This is a genomic window from Yersinia aldovae 670-83, from assembly GCF_000834395.1.
In the GTDB taxonomy this organism is placed as follows: Bacteria; Pseudomonadota; Gammaproteobacteria; order Enterobacterales; family Enterobacteriaceae; genus Yersinia; species Yersinia aldovae.
The window spans coordinates 2889044-2903957 of the sequence record NZ_CP009781.1 but is presented as its reverse complement, the minus strand read 5'-3'; the positions used below and the strand labels follow the sequence as shown (position 1 = coordinate 2903957).

The window sequence follows — 14914 nt, the reverse complement described above, 5'->3', positions numbered from 1 at the left end:
ATGCCCTAATACACTTTTTCTGACAATAAAGCTCCGTCAGCAAATTTTGCTTACCCAAGCGATAAGCATAGTCAATGGATGCTAAAACATTGCCTTACTGCTAATGAAATTTTTTTCACGTAACACGATGAGAGAAATATGAAAAATCAGTCACTGACCTGATGTTTACCCACATCAGGTTTTTTTCCCTTAAAAAGGGTTTCCATCATAATTTTCCACACCCAAATATGGTTACAATAGCGGCAATAATAAGCATTTGTGGTTACCAACATGGGCGTAAGCCAGTTTGAACTGATTTTTTCTTTGCTACAGCAGATGTGTGTGTATTTGGTCATTGCCTATCTGTTAAGTAAAACACCGCTTTTTATCCCGTTAATGCAGGTCACCATTCGGTTACCGCACAAACTGGTGTGCTACCTCACGTTCTCCATGTTTTGCATTATGGGTACCTACTTTGGTTTACATATTGAAGACTCCATCGCCAATACCCGGGCTATCGGAGCGGTATTAGGAGGCGTGCTGGGGGGGCCATCGGTCGGTTTTCTGGTCGGATTGACGGGGGGGTTGCACCGCTATTCAATGGGCGGGATGACCGCCACCGCTTGTATGCTGTCAACCGTTGCAGAAGGGCTGCTAGGGGGCTTCCTGCACAGCTACCTGATTCGCAAAAATCGACTCGACCTGTTGTTCCAACCACTGGTCGTTGCTGGCATTACCCTGGTGGCTGAAGTTCTGCAAATGCTGATTATTCTGGCAGTCGCCCGCCCGTGGCACGAGGCCGTCGAATTGGTAGGGAATATTGCCCTGCCGATGATGATCACCAATACTATCGGTGCCGCCATGTTTATGCGCATCTTATTGGATAGACGCGCTATTTTCGAGAAATACACCACAGCATTCTCAGCCAAAGCCTTACAGATTGCAGCACGGTCGGAGGGGCTGTTGCGGCATGGTTTTGACCAACAAAACAGTATGCGGGTGGCGCGTATCTTGTATGAGGAATTGGGGGTTGGTGCCGTGGCAATTACCGATCGCGAAAAGTTGCTGGCGTTCATCGGCACCGGCTCTGACCACCACTTGGTCGGCGGCACAATCACCTCAGACCATACTCATCGGGCCATTGAACTGAACCAGGTCGTTTACGCCGATGGCAATGCCGTGCCTTATACCTGTTCCATTTCTCCGACCTGCAAACTCGGCTCAACACTGGTTATTCCCCTGCGTGGCGAAGAGCACCGAGTGATTGGCAGCATCAAGCTGTATGAGCCGAAAAGTAAGCTATTCTCCAGCATCAACCGCACATTAGGGGAAGGGATTGCCCACTTGCTGTCAGCCCAGATACTGGCCGGTGAGTTCGAACAGCAAAAGCAAATGCTGGCACAATCTGAAATCAAACTGCTCCATGCACAGGTGAACCCACACTTCCTGTTTAATGCGCTCAATACTCTGTCGGTAGTGATCCGCCGCAATCCTGATCATGCCCGTAAGTTAGTGCTTTCTCTGTCGACATTTTTCCGCAAAAATCTCAAACGCAGCCACGATGTAGTCACGCTAAGCGATGAAATTGAGCATGTGAATGCGTATCTAGAAATAGAAAAAGCGCGCTTTGCTGATCGCCTGTCAGTGGCGATCTCATTACCCGATGAATTAATGGATGCACGTTTACCGGCATTTTCTCTGCAACCGGTTGTCGAAAATGCCATTAAGCACGGCACGTCGCAGATGTTCAGCGGTGGGCGTATTACGCTGCGCGGCCAGTTGGATGGCAACACACTGAGACTGGAAGTAGAGGACAACGCTGGTTTATACCAGCCTCGGCCCAACGGCGATGGGCTGGGGATGAACCTGGTAGATCGACGCATTAAAGTGCGCTATGGCAAAGAATATGGCGTAACAGTGCTAAGTGAGGCTGAGCAATTTACCAGGATTATCATCAAGCTGCCGTTTATCACTGCGAATGACAGTTAAGACGGGTTGTTATCAGTTTCACCATGTTCAGCACCGTTGCCGAACGCTCATGGCGACGCCAGGCCATCGTAATTCTGGTTTTTAGTCGGTTATCGTCAATGTCATGATATGTGACATTATTCGCCTGAAGTGTCGCCAGTGAGCGGGGAACAAGCGTGAAACCAAACCCGGCAGAAACCATCGCGATTGCTGAAACCATCTGCGGTGATTGCTGCCCCAGAGTGGGCTGGAAGCCCGCACGGTAGCAGGCTCCAATAATGGTATCAAACAATCCGGGGGCAACTTCGCGTGGGAAAGTAATCAGCTTCTCATGCTGTAACACGTTCAGATTGATTTTTGGGCAGCCATGTAACGGGTGGCTCTGCGGTAGCACCAGCAGCATATCTTCCTCCTCCAACACCGCGCAGGTAAATTCATTACTGGCATCACACGGCTGACGGATAAAGGCCACATCAATATGCTCATTATGCAAATCATTCATTAATATTGGCATTGTCTCTTCACTGGGCGATAACACCACCTCAGGGTATTTCTCCCTATAAACATGGAGAAGCTGCAAAACGATCAACTGAAAAGCGGTAGAGCTGGCAAAACCGACCCGCAGTTTACCCGTTTCTCCACGAGCAATACTTTTGGCTCGCTCAATCGCTTCATCCGTTAACTTCAGTATATGACAAGCATCTGCATAGAAGATTTGCCCCGCCTCAGTCAGTTCAACTCCACGCGCTAATCGCCGTAGCAACGGCGTACCTATCTCTCGCTCCAGTTTTTGAATTTGTTGGCTCAGCGGAGGCTGGGAAATACCCAGCATTTCAGCCGCCCGGGTAAAGTGCCGGGTGGATGCAACAGCGACAAAATAACGTAGATAGCGTAATTCCATATATTTTTGATATCAAAAGAGTGGGGTTTCTATATTGGTACTTAAGTTCTTTCAGCGTCAATCTTTAGATAAGCATAACTTATGTTATTTAACGACGGAGAAGAACATGATTAGACCAATGGTATCAGCGTGCTCATGCGTTCAGGATGTTACTGACAGCTTCACTGCCTACAAAACCATGCATTCAGAGTGTGTTATTTATCAAACATCACTTATGAGCGCACTCATAGGTGGCGTTTATGAAGGTAATATCACCATGAGCGAGTTGCTTAAATACGGTAATTTTGGATTAGGAACATTTAATAATCTTGATGGCGAACTGGTCGCATTCAATAGCAAAATTTATCAATTGCGATCCGATGGTAGCGCCCGCATGGCACGGCCAGAACAAAAGACGCCTTTTGCGGTAATGACCTTTTTCCAACCGACAGAAGAACGGCGCTTCGAACATAAAATGAGCCGCAAGCAGCTCCACGATGTCATCGACGACGTTGCCAAAACGGATAACCTGTTTTGCGCCTTACGCATCAACGGAAAATTCAGCCATGTTGATACCCGCACCGTCCCTTGCCAACAGCGTCCCTACAAACCCATGTTGGAGGCCATCGCCGAGCAACCTACGTTTGCATTTAAGCATCAAAGTGGCGTGATCATCGGTTTCCGCAGCCCCAACTATACCCAAGGTATTAATGTTGCCGGTTACCATGAACATTTTATTACTGATGACCGCAGCGGCGGTGGCCATGTACTGGATTATCAATTGGAAAACGGCGTACTCACATTTGGTACTGTCGCAAAATTGGTTATCGATTTGCCGCAGGCACCAGATTTTCTTCATGCCAACCTCTCTCCCGATAATCTTAATAACGCCATTCGCGCCGTAGAGAGTTAACCCCAGCACACAGCCGCTATCAGTGATAGAGAGGACAAAACATCATGACGAATAAACCGAATATTCTGGCGTGGAAATGCGGAGCCGATCTGGTTGTTAATCATTTAGAGCAGCAGGGGGTGAAGCAGGTTTTCGGCATTCCTGGCGCTAAAATCGACCGGGTATTTGATTCTCTGGAAGACTCCAGTATCAACACCATCGTGGTGCGCCACGAAGCCAATGCAGCCTTTATGGCCGGGGCCATTGGTCGTTTGACCGGTAAAGCCGGAGTCGCGTTAGTCACATCAGGGCCGGGTTGTGCCAACTTAGTGACCGGGCTGGCAACCGCCACCTCCGAAGGCGATCCAGTAGTGGCATTAGGTGGCGCGGTAAAAAGGGCCGATAGCCTGAAAATCACTCACCAAAGTATGGATACCGTCAGTATTTTCCGCCCGGTGACCAAATTCAGTGCAGAAGTCACAGCATCTGCAGCACTTTCGGAAGTGTTAGGCAATGCATTCAGAACCGCTGAGTTTGGCCGGCCGGGAGCCGCATTTGTCAGCTTGCCACAAGATATTCTCAATAAACCCGTCACCAGTCATGCACTGATTCATCAACCCTGCCCCCATAATGGTAGCGCCCCGCAGAAGGAAATCATTGCGGTGACAAAGCTGATTGAACAGGCTAAAAATCCTATTTTATTGCTTGGATTGATGGCGAGCCAGCCAGCAAATGCAGAGGCCATACGCCGTTTCCTGCACCACAGTAAAATACCGGTTACCAGCACCTATCAGGCGGCGGGGGTGGTCGATCAGGCACATTTTGACCATTTCGCCGGAAGAGTGGGTTTATTTAATAATCAGGCAGGCGATAAGCTGCTGCAACAAGCTGATTTGATTATAACTATCGGTTACAGCCCAGTGGAATATGATCCTGCACTGTGGAATAACGGCCAAACCACGCTGATACATATTGATATTTTACCCGCCGAAATAGAGGCCGCCTACCAACCAGAAAAAGAGCTACTAGGCGATATTGCCGCCACTCTGGATGCATTGGATCAACGGATAAATGGCCCACTAATATTGACTCCACAAACGCAGGAGATATTGAACGATCGTTGCCGCCAACGGCGGGATTTGGCTAATCGGGCAGAACAGATGAGTGGCTTTGCTATCCACCCTTTGCGTCTGGTTCGAGCGATGCAAGATATCGTCAACAGCGACGTGACATTATGCGTTGATATGGGGAGTTTTCATATCTGGATTGCTCGTTACCTTTACAGCTTCCGTGCGCGACAGATTCTGATGTCGAACGGCCAGCAGACAATGGGCGTAGCACTGCCGTGGGCCATTGCCGCTGCGTTGGTGAATCCACACCAGAAGGTAGTATCCGTATCAGGTGATGGGGGCTTTATGCAATCTAGCATGGAGTTAGAAACCGCTGTGCGCCTGAAAAGCAATCTGCTGCATATTATTTGGGTCGATAACGGTTACAACATGGTGGAAATTCAGGAGCAGAAAAAATATAAACGCCCATCAGGTGTCAGCTTTGGCCCCATTGATTTCAAAATGTATGCCGAATCCTTTGGTGCTAAAGGTTTTGCCGTCGAATCAGCCGATGAGCTAACCCGTAAATTGCATCAAGCGATGGATGTATCAGGCCCAGCAGTGATTGCTATCCCAGTGGATTACTCAGATAACCATTGTTTGATGGAAGAGCTTAATATCAGTCAGTTGTTATAGTCGGCCCCATTGGCAACCCGATTTAAACCGACTTTCTTCTGATAAATGAATGTAATGTTTATATAATGTATCACCACAGGTTGATGATGCATTATATATAAATGCACGAATTTAAATAATGATAATCTTGTTGTAAATATAATAAAAATCATTGAAATATAATAACTTTCCATCGTTCACGCTGGAAAATTGAACCTCGATGACGATTTGATTACATGAGGCGCGCCATCATAAGTTTCGCCTCCGACAAAGTGACCAAGTGTGGTTTCCCCTTATCTTATTTAAATAACCGTCTCAATCTTGAGTGATTTAATTAATAACCACTCATATACCTGCAAATTAATTTATCGGGATGATAACACACACTAATAATATACAGTTTAAAAAACAAACCTTCCTAGTATAATCCGCCGTTGGCTAATTACATTATTTCAACTCAGTGTAATTATGCGGTCAGTTGACGCAATGGTTGAAGGCCGGTGGGCAATAATTACCCTGGTAATAGCTAATGCAGCAATACTGGCATTGATATAGGTTTCGTTGGCCAAATCTAAGTGACTGGTCGCTTCATCCATAAACAGAATACCGGGTCGGCGATATAGAGCACGAGCAATTAATAATCGCTGCTTTTGCCCTCCAGATAAACTGCCCCCTAACTCACCAAGCAACGTTTCATACCCCATTGGCATTTTCATTATATCATCATGAATATTGCAATGACGGGCACAGCCCATTACCCACTCCATATCTAAAGACAGCTCAAAACTGGCAATATTCTCAGCGATAGAACCAGCGAACAGTTTGTCATCTTGTAAAATGCAGGCAATGCATTCCCGATAATTATTAATACCAATCGCGTGGATATCCAGCCCATTGGCTAATAAGCGCCCCGAACTCGGTTCCAATAATCCGCTCATTAATTTCATTAACGTTGTTTTTCCCACTCCAGATGGCCCTATAATAGCAACACTTTCCCCTGGTTTAATTTCAATATTAAGTGCATTAATAATAGCCTTAGATAGGCTGTCATACTGATAAGACAGATTACAGACCGAAAAAGCTACCGGCGCGTTGGGAGGAAATAATTGCCGGGTCGGCATTTCCTTTTCCGGTTCAGACAAAACAATATCTGCCACTCGCTCATTATGTAGGCTGAGCATACGTAATTGCAGCACCATATCAATCAGGCTACTGGCACGCACTGAGAATTGACCACGATAAGCATTGAATGCGACAAACATCCCCAGAGTCATCTGATTATCAATAACCCATGATGCCCCTAACCATAGAATAATGATCTGATCGCAAGCGGCGATAAAAGTATTCACGCCCCCGAATAACATATCTAATCGAGTAATGCGAATACCTGCGTTAGTAGTATCAATATTCAGGTTCAACCAGAATTGGGAACGCGTTTTTAACAATCCCAGCGCTTTCAGGGTGCCAATGCCATAGAGCGTTTCCATAAAATGTGAACTGGCTTTAGCGCCCTTAACCAGTAATGCTTCAGATGCTTGCCGGTAGTGATTATAAGTAATCAGACGCATGATGATATAAATAGTAGTAAACCCCAGCACCACCCAGACCAGCCAACCACCATATAACAACATCATGGCGAGTAAGCCGATAGACATAATGCAGTCGATAATCGAGCTAACAATACTGGTAGTAAAAGTAGTACGGATTGTATCCAGCGAGCCAAAACGTGACTGGATATCACCCAATTTACGTTTTTCAAAATAGGCTAACGGGAGCTTCATAAGATGGTCGAACATACCGGCCTTCCACTGCACATCTATCAGTGAATCCATCACGATAGTTATCCACGAGCGCAACATCGCGACAGCAGTTCGAAATATAATGAAGAACAGCAATCCAGTACAAATAAGCGCTAATAAGTGATGATCGCTGGCTTGAATCACATGGTCTAAAACCAGTTGGGTACCTACAGGCATTAGCAAACTCACTGCTTCAATAACCAGTGAGAGACAAAATATTTTGGTTAAAGCGCCTTTTAATCCACTTATATTGGATAATAAACGACGCAACTGTAACCGGCTTTGTTGAGTTGAAGAGGTAAAATCGCTGGCAGGCCATAGTTCCAACGCAATGCCGGTAAAATGCTGTGATAACTCATGCAAACTAATAACTCTACGTCCAAAGGCGGGATCGTGAATAATGATGCTATTTCGTCTTACCGCTATGAGTACGACAAAATGATTGAGATCCCAATGCAGGATACACGGCGTTTTAAGTGCGAAAAGTTCATCGATATCCAGCGATAAAGCGCGGGATTTAAATTTGAGTGAACTAGCTACATCCATTAATGTATTAAGCGTTGCACCGCGAACTGAAATACCAAACTGCTGACGTAAATTGAATAAATCAATATTCAGCCCAAAATAGTGAAACACCATCGATAAACTTGCCAACCCACACTCGGATGATTCAGTTTGTAAAATCTGTGGCACTTTTCTCCGCCATGCTAAATTTAACTTACTCATAATAGATGAGAAGAAAATGTTATTCATGGATAGGCCCCATCAGGCTTTTTTTCATGTCATAGAAAGGGGAGAACATCCATTGATAGAGGGGACGTTTTTCAAGGAAAAGAGTCGATTGTGCTTTCATTCCCCCAGTAAGGCGTAATGTTTTTTCTTGATAGTGGAACTGGGTTTCATCCAGAACTACCAACATTTTATAGTAAGATTCCGCGCTTAAATTTGAGTGATAACGTGGCGTGCTATTATAACTGGCCATCTCCTGAGTAGAGGCTGGCACAGAAGAAACAGTTTCAATGCGGCCAGGGAACTGACCAAACTTCTCGAAAGGAAAAGCCTCGTAACGCACATTTACAAAATCACCTACAGTTATATAAGGTATAGCTCCATTAGGCAGCCAAAGTACCAAGTAATACTGAGGTTCAGTACCTGGAATCAATTGTGCCAGGCTGTCCCCTATATTAACCATTTGTCCAGTTGTTACACTAAGTGATTCTATTCGGCCATCGACGGGCGCATTAATAATTAAGGTCCCTGTGGCATCAGTTTCGGCTAGTTGCCTTCGTAGGTCACCATATTGCAATTCATATTGTGAAATCTGATTATCGAAATCAGCTGCACGGGTAACAATCTCACTTTCCAAATTAGCTATTTGCAGTGCTTCCTGCATATTTTGGCCATATAGATTATGGGCGGCACTTTGTTGCTGATAGTAAGAATAGGTTTGATTATTGACTTGTTCTTGGGTAATAAGCCCCTGCCGTAGATATTCTCTATAATCATTCGCCATTCTACGCATAGACTCAACATTCTCTTGGCTATTTTTTACCAATTGAGAGGATTTTTCATAAGCTATCTCATACTTTATTTTTCTGTCTTGAATGTTACTCAAGGTGGCGAGTTTGTTCCCTTGTAGCTTTTTAATAATGTTCTTAACCTGTACCAACTGACGCTCAATGGCGTGCTGGTTATTCTTACTCACCACACCGGAATCAGTCACTTTACTTACATCTATTTGATAAAGTGCTTGTCCTCTGACCACCTCATCACCCACACTCACCAAACTTTGGGTAATAAAGCCTTGGTGAGAAGAAAAAATATTAATTGGACGAGGAAGTGTTGTGATTTCACCATAAACATTCACTCTCCGAGTATAATTACCAAAAATAATAAAAGTCAGAAAAATAATAATAATTACTGATACCCCTGATGCGATGACCCAAACGGGAAGACCAGAAATAAGTAGTGCCTTCCCTGTCCACTTTGCTTTCTGGTAATCAAAGGCTTCCTGCCTGAACATATATTATCCTGTTATATTTCACTAACTATCGCTTAGGGCCATTAATAAATACATGTCATGTTAAGCATCAATAACACATAATTAATTAGGTGTATCTTGTGGTTTCATATATCAAAGCCTACATATTAACTACAATTTAACCTTCCGGTCATTCTTCAATCAGAGCCACTCAAATAAGCCGTTCTACCCAGTTTGGCTGGATTATAACTCACTGCCGGAATAGTAATTTGGGGAGTGGTATTGATTACGTGAAAGATACCATCATAGGTTTTTCCTCCTGCGACCCCATCCAATGCACAATGCGGCTCCCCCTGCTCTGCTGCTATAGCCGTTTCCCCCACCGGCCCTCCAACGACAGAACCCACCAAGGAACCAGAAGCCTGAGCTAATTCTTTTCCAGCATCACTGACATGTTAGATTTCTAATACTGATGAATTTTTCATATGATGATTCCCCCGCAATGACCAAAACCAATAATATTAAGTTGAGGTTATTTACTTCTTATACTTAAAAAGGTCTTCATTCCATCAAATGATGGAATGAATGTACATAGCGTTGCGCAGCCAACTGATATAAAAACCTTACTCCCAACTTCCGGTAAATTACCATCTAACAAAAAACCAGACACATACAGCATGGCCATATAAAATAATATATAAAAAAAGATCTTTATCAGAATATTTATAATTCCAATAGCAAACCCCGCGCCATTCATACAACTCCCCTACCAGGTTAAATGCCAATACAGATCACGATATTAGACATTACAAAAACCATTTAGGTATAAAAGAAGATTACATATGCAGCTTTTATATAGTAGACAACAGATTATATGGATTTTTTATTCAAAAAATAACCACACTTACCCTCTTGGTAATGAATTATTAATAACTATTCTGGTTTCACTCGTCGCTAAAACATTATGACTATCTGTGGAGATGGTTATGTCAGGATTAAAAATAGACTTTGTGTAATATGCATTCACACTCATAATTTCGGCGGTTACTGGTGATACTGACGACCACGGCACCTTTCCAGCAGAAGCATTTAAAGCATAGGATGATTGCATTTCAGAATAACCACCGCTAACACTTTTAGTTTCATGTATAGATAAAATTTTCATATAAAAACCCCTTTCATTAAAGAGAAAAATAAGATAACAACACTCATCATTACTTTATCTAAATTGACCTTATATATTCACTATAAAGTCTGAAAATGGAACAAGGATGAAAATCATTTAAAATAATTCCGACCGATATAATTTAGTTAAAAACAGTAGCAATTAATAAATATAATTTATAGAGCACTTAAACTAAAATCACGATGAACAAGTGCCACGTTACAGTTAATCATTATTTTATTCAAGTCCTAATTTATCTTTTGTAATTTCATTTTCTGGTACGACAAAGCCATGCAACAACAAACCATTTCACGTTATTAACTAGGATGAATATATAAAAATTACTTTTATTAATTTAATGGGTTTTATTTAAAAAACATAATTTAAAATAATTAATACTATATATAAATTAACTATTTAATTAATTTATATTATAAAACAAAAAAGCCCTGACCATAAGGGACAGGGCTTTACCGCTATTATTTTAAATAACCGTTACAGCAAGATACGCAGCATACGGCGCAGTGGCTCTGCTGCGCCCCATAATAGCTGGTCACCCACGGTAAAAGCAGAGAGGTATTCCGGCCCCATATTCAGTTTACGCAAACGGCCAACCGGCGTATTTAAAGTACCCGTTACCGCTGCGGGGGTTAGTTCACGCATACTCAGCTCGCGGTCATTTGGGATAACACGAACCCAGTCATTGTGAGTTGCCAACATTTGCTCAATTTCTGACAATGGCACATCTTTTTTCAGTTTCAGCGTAAAGGCTTGGCTATGGCAACGCAGCGCACCAATACGCACGCACAGGCCATCGACTGGAATAACGCTGCTGGTATTCAGAATTTTGTTGGTTTCAGCCTGGCCTTTCCACTCTTCGCGGCTTTGACCATTATCCAGCGCTTTGTCGATCCAAGGAATCAGGCTGCCCGCCAGAGGTACGCCAAAGTTATCGGTCGGTAATTTGCCGCTGCGGGTTGCCGCTGTCACTTTACGCTCAATATCCAAAATGGCCGAAGCGGGGTCTTGTAACTCTTTTGCCACATCAGCATGTAACATGCCCATTTGGGTCAGTAACTCACGCATATGGCGCGCGCCACCACCGGATGCTGCCTGATAAGTAGCAACTGATGCCCACTCAACCAAGTTATTAGCAAACAAACCGCCCAGTGACATCAGCATCAGACTCACGGTACAGTTACCACCAGCAAAGGTCTTGATTCCTCTATCCAGCCCCTGCTGAATAACACTCTGGTTTACCGGGTCCAGAATGATAATTGCGTCATCTTGCATCCGTAGAGAAGAAGCGGCGTCAATCCAATAGCCTTGCCAGCCAGTTTCGCGCAGCTTTGGATAAATTTCGTTGGTATAATCTCCCCCCTGACAGGTGATGATAATATCCAATGCACTCAGCGCATCAATATCATAAGCATCTTGCAGCGTGCTTTGCTCACCGGTGAACGCCGGTGCAGCTTGACCGTGTTGAGAGGTAGAGAAAAAGACCGGGTGGATACTGTCAAAGTCGCGCTCTTCAATCATGCGTTGCATGAGCACTGAACCGACCATACCGCGCCAGCCGATAAAACCAACGTTTTTCATATTTACTGTCCTGCCTTGGAAGGTGACACCGATTAATGGATGCCTGTCTTGTATAACTGCGCGCTGTAAGGGTACGGCAGACTGACTAAGATAGACCTGATACCACCTTACAAAATATGAACAAAGTGGCAAGTGAATTTATTCGATACCAGAATGATTCAAAGCAATCTTCCTAATATGTGGCTTTGATTGGCGGGAAACGCCAGTCCCCTAGAGGTAATAATGACTGAGATGATTGCAGCAACTGTGTTGCTGTTTTTGATTATGGACCCGTTGGGAAACTTGCCGATTTTTATGTCGGTGCTTAAACACCTGGAACCTAAACGGCGGCGAGTGGTTTTGATCCGCGAATTGCTGATCGCACTCATATTGATGCTAATTTTTCTGTTCGCCGGCGAGAAAATCCTGGCATTTCTCAATCTGCGTACAGAAACAGTGTCGATATCAGGCGGTATCATTCTGTTTTTAATTGCTATTAAGATGATTTTCCCCTCGCCTGAAAGTACCGTGACCGGGTTATCTGCGGGGGAGGAACCATTCTTAGTCCCGTTGGCGATTCCACTAGTGGCTGGCCCGTCAATTCTGGCGACCTTGATGCTGCTGTCCCATCAATACCCAAATAAAATCAGCCATTTAGTTCTGGCATTGATGATCGCCTGGGGTTTGTCCGCCGCAATTCTGCTGATGTCGAACCTGTTCCTGCGGCTGCTGGGCAGTAAAGGCGTCAGTGCGTTGGAACGGTTGATGGGCTTAATTTTGGTGATGTTATCGACGCAGATGTTTTTGGATGGCGTGCGGGCGTATTTGACTCAGTAAGGTTAGGCCCGGCTACACAACCAAAGAGGTGCGCACGCCCTCTTTGGTATTGAATTATATTGGTTTTCAGTAAGGGATTTAAACGCGACCTTTCAATGCCAACACACAGCGCTGCGCCACTTCATCAATATCCGCATCAATATCGACACAAATAACATCCGGCTCTTCCGCTCCGGGTTCTTCCAATGCTTCAAACTGGCTTTTCAGTAAGTCGGTTGGCATAAAATGACCTGACCGCGCTTTGAGCCGTTCCATAATGACGTCAAAACTGCCTTTCAAATATAAAAATACCATCCCCTGATTGCCTTCCCGCAAACGGTCGCGATAGCGGCGCTTTAGCGCCGAACAGACAATAATACCGGTTTCATTTTTATGGTTAAGGCTATAAGCCGCATCGCTCAGGCGCTCTAGCCACGGCATACGGTCTTCATCATTAAGCGGGTGTCCGCTGCCCATCTTTTGAATATTGGCTCGAGGATGCAGGTCGTCACCATCAATAAATTTAGCGTGGATCTGACGCGCCACTGCTTCTCCCACCGTGGTTTTACCACTGCCTGATACACCCATCACGATAATGCTACGTCCCGCCATAATTTTGATCTCTATCTCAGAATGGGAATTTTACCGGTTCTATGGTTCCGTATTTTACCATGTTACCGGTATCATGATACCGGTAACAAATGAAGATGTGATTTTTATCACAAAGGCCACCTTCCTACCCTACTGATGATAAAAAGAAGCTGACCGCAAACCATAACAAAAACGAAATACCTGAAGTTATTGGAGAAACACTATGCCATTAGTCATTGTTGCGGTTGGCGTCGCCATGCTGCTGTTGCTGATGATTCGTTTCAAACTGAACGGATTCATCTCCCTGATACTGGTCGCGTTGGCGGTCGGTATTATGCAAGGAATGCCGGTCGATAAAGTCGTCGGCTCAATCAAAGCCGGGGTCGGCGGAACGCTGGGTAGCCTGGCGCTGATCATGGGCTTTGGTGCCATGCTTGGGAAATTACTGGCTGACTGTGGTGGCGCTCAACGCATCGCCACTACCTTGATTGATAAATTTGGTAAAAAACACATCCAATGGGCGGTGGTGCTGACCGGTTTTACCGTCGGTTTTGCGCTGTTTTATGAAGTGGGTTTTGTGCTGTTACTGCCGCTGGTATTTAGTATCGCCGCATCAGCGCGTATTCCACTACTTTATGTGGGTGTACCGATGGCAGCAGCATTATCTGTCACCCACGGCTTCCTGCCACCACATCCTGGCCCGACCGCGATCGCTACTATTTTCCATGCTGATATGGGCAAAACCCTGCTGTATGGCACCTTGCTGGCAATTCCGACGGTTATTTTGGCCGGCCCGGTGTTTGCCCGTTTTCTCAAAGGTATTGATAAACCTGTCCCGGAAGGATTGTATAACCCCAAAACCTTTACCGATGAAGAGATGCCAAGCTTTGGTGTCAGTGTCTGTACCGCGCTGGTTCCAGTTATCTTGATGGCACTGCGTGCCGTGGCAGAGATGATTCTACCAAAGGGCCATCCAATTCTTGCTTACGCAGAATTCTTTGGTGATCCGGTTATTGCTACGTTGATTGCGGTATTGATCGCGATTTTCACCTTTGGCTTAAACCGGGGCCGTTCAATGGAATCAGTCATGGAGACGGTGACCGATTCCATCAAAATTATTGCGATGATGCTGTTAGTCATCGGCGGTGGCGGAGCGTTCAAGCAAGTATTAGTCGATAGCGGTGTTGATCACTATATTGCCGGCATGATGAACAGCAGCGGCTTATCACCAATTCTGATGGCATGGTCAATCGCTGCGGTATTACGTATTGCGCTGGGTTCCGCGACCGTTGCAGCAATCACGGCTGGCGGCATCGTGGCACCATTAATTGCTACCACCGGTGCCAGCCCTGAGTTAATGGTGATCGCAGTCGGCTCCGGCAGTGTTATCTTTTCGCACGTCAACGATCCAGGCTTCTGGCTGTTCAAGGAGTATTTCAACCTGACCATCGTCGAAACCTTCAAGTCATGGTCAGTGCTGGAAACCATCATTTCCGTCTGTGGATTGATCGGCTGCCTGTTGTTAGCAATGGTGATATAAC

The 14914-nt window shown here is 45.0% G+C and carries 12 protein-coding genes; 5 read left to right on the top strand and 7 right to left on the bottom strand.

Annotation, left to right across the window (positions count from 1 at the left end; all coding sequences use genetic code 11):
* Positions 1–270 precede the first annotated feature (270 nt).
* Entirely contained in the window at positions 271–1968 is a 1698-nt protein-coding gene (locus AT01_RS13100; RefSeq protein ID WP_004699653.1) for a sensor histidine kinase, read from the top strand.
* Here AT01_RS13100 and AT01_RS13095 read toward each other — a convergent pair.
* A complete protein-coding gene (locus AT01_RS13095; RefSeq protein ID WP_042547466.1) occupies positions 1949–2848 on the bottom strand; it encodes a LysR family transcriptional regulator in 900 nt (299 codons plus the stop codon). The two genes, AT01_RS13100 and AT01_RS13095, sit on opposite strands and share 20 nt — an antisense overlap.
* Positions 2849–2954: 106 nt before the next feature.
* Between AT01_RS13095 and budA the strand changes: the two genes are divergently transcribed.
* Both budA and alsS read left to right on the top strand, forming a co-directional pair.
* Positions 2955–3740 carry an acetolactate decarboxylase gene (gene budA / locus AT01_RS13090; protein WP_042547465.1) on the top strand — a complete coding sequence of 262 codons (786 nt, stop codon included), beginning with the start codon at positions 2955–2957 and terminating at the stop codon, positions 3738–3740.
* A gap of 44 nt (positions 3741–3784) precedes the next feature.
* Positions 3785–5464, top strand: coding sequence for an acetolactate synthase AlsS (gene alsS, locus AT01_RS13085; protein WP_042547464.1), 1680 nt, complete (start codon positions 3785–3787; stop codon positions 5462–5464).
* Between the two features lie 431 nt (positions 5465–5895).
* On the opposite strand, the gene AT01_RS13075 is transcribed toward alsS, so the two are convergent.
* The 5 genes from AT01_RS13075 to asd all read right to left on the bottom strand — a co-directional run bounded on the left by AT01_RS13075 (position 5896) and on the right by asd (position 11987).
* On the bottom strand, positions 5896–7995 hold the full coding sequence (locus AT01_RS13075; protein ID WP_042547462.1) for a peptidase domain-containing ABC transporter: 2100 nt from the start codon (positions 7993–7995) through the stop codon (positions 5896–5898).
* Positions 7988–9265, bottom strand: coding sequence for an HlyD family secretion protein (locus AT01_RS13070; RefSeq protein WP_042547461.1), 1278 nt, complete (start codon positions 9263–9265; stop codon positions 7988–7990). The genes AT01_RS13075 and AT01_RS13070 overlap by 8 nt, the downstream gene beginning before the upstream one ends.
* Before the next feature lie 155 nt (positions 9266–9420).
* Positions 9421–9630 carry a hypothetical protein gene (locus AT01_RS13065; RefSeq protein WP_144404937.1) on the bottom strand — a complete coding sequence of 70 codons (210 nt, stop codon included), beginning with the start codon at positions 9628–9630 and terminating at the stop codon, positions 9421–9423.
* A gap of 497 nt (positions 9631–10127) precedes the next feature.
* Complete coding sequence (locus AT01_RS21775; RefSeq protein ID WP_144404936.1) at positions 10128–10388, bottom strand: hypothetical protein; 261 nt, start codon at positions 10386–10388, stop codon at positions 10128–10130.
* A 495-nt stretch (positions 10389–10883) separates the two neighbouring features.
* Positions 10884–11987, bottom strand: coding sequence for an aspartate-semialdehyde dehydrogenase (gene asd / locus AT01_RS13055; protein WP_042547458.1), 1104 nt, complete (start codon positions 11985–11987; stop codon positions 10884–10886).
* A gap of 222 nt (positions 11988–12209) precedes the next feature.
* Here asd and AT01_RS13050 point away from each other — a divergent pair, with 222 nt between their 5' ends.
* Positions 12210–12803, top strand: a complete 594-nt coding sequence (locus tag AT01_RS13050) for a YhgN family NAAT transporter (protein WP_042547457.1) — start codon at positions 12210–12212, stop codon at positions 12801–12803.
* Positions 12804–12881: 78 nt separating this feature from the next.
* Here AT01_RS13050 and AT01_RS13045 read toward each other — a convergent pair whose 3' ends face one another.
* Positions 12882–13394: a gluconokinase gene (locus tag AT01_RS13045; RefSeq protein WP_004699636.1), complete on the bottom strand. Its 513-nt coding sequence runs from the start codon at positions 13392–13394 to the stop codon at positions 12882–12884.
* A 202-nt stretch (positions 13395–13596) separates the two neighbouring features.
* On the opposite strand from AT01_RS13045, the gene gntT reads away from it, so the two are divergent.
* On the top strand, positions 13597–14913 hold the full coding sequence (gene gntT, locus AT01_RS13040) for a gluconate transporter (protein WP_042547456.1): 1317 nt from the start codon (positions 13597–13599) through the stop codon (positions 14911–14913).
* Position 14914 lies beyond the last annotated feature (1 nt).

Excerpts from the sequence above, each read along its gene's own strand:
- AT01_RS13100 (WP_004699653.1), top strand. The coding sequence starts at position 271 with ATGGGCGTAAGCCAGTTTGAACTGATTTTTTCTTTGCTACAGCAGATG.
- AT01_RS13095 (WP_042547466.1), bottom strand. The coding sequence starts at position 2,848 with ATGGAATTACGCTATCTACGTTATTTTGTCGCTGTTGCATCCACCCGG.
- budA (WP_042547465.1), top strand. The coding sequence starts at position 2,955 with ATGATTAGACCAATGGTATCAGCGTGCTCATGCGTTCAGGATGTTACT.
- alsS (WP_042547464.1), top strand. The coding sequence starts at position 3,785 with ATGACGAATAAACCGAATATTCTGGCGTGGAAATGCGGAGCCGATCTG.
- AT01_RS13075 (WP_042547462.1), bottom strand. The coding sequence starts at position 7,995 with ATGAATAACATTTTCTTCTCATCTATTATGAGTAAGTTAAATTTAGCA.
- AT01_RS13070 (WP_042547461.1), bottom strand. The coding sequence starts at position 9,265 with ATGTTCAGGCAGGAAGCCTTTGATTACCAGAAAGCAAAGTGGACAGGG.
- AT01_RS21775 (WP_144404936.1), bottom strand. The coding sequence starts at position 10,388 with ATGAAAATTTTATCTATACATGAAACTAAAAGTGTTAGCGGTGGTTAT.
- asd (WP_042547458.1), bottom strand. The coding sequence starts at position 11,987 with ATGAAAAACGTTGGTTTTATCGGCTGGCGCGGTATGGTCGGTTCAGTG.
- AT01_RS13050 (WP_042547457.1), top strand. The coding sequence starts at position 12,210 with ATGACTGAGATGATTGCAGCAACTGTGTTGCTGTTTTTGATTATGGAC.
- AT01_RS13045 (WP_004699636.1), bottom strand. The coding sequence starts at position 13,394 with ATGGCGGGACGTAGCATTATCGTGATGGGTGTATCAGGCAGTGGTAAA.
- gntT (WP_042547456.1), top strand. The coding sequence starts at position 13,597 with ATGCCATTAGTCATTGTTGCGGTTGGCGTCGCCATGCTGCTGTTGCTG.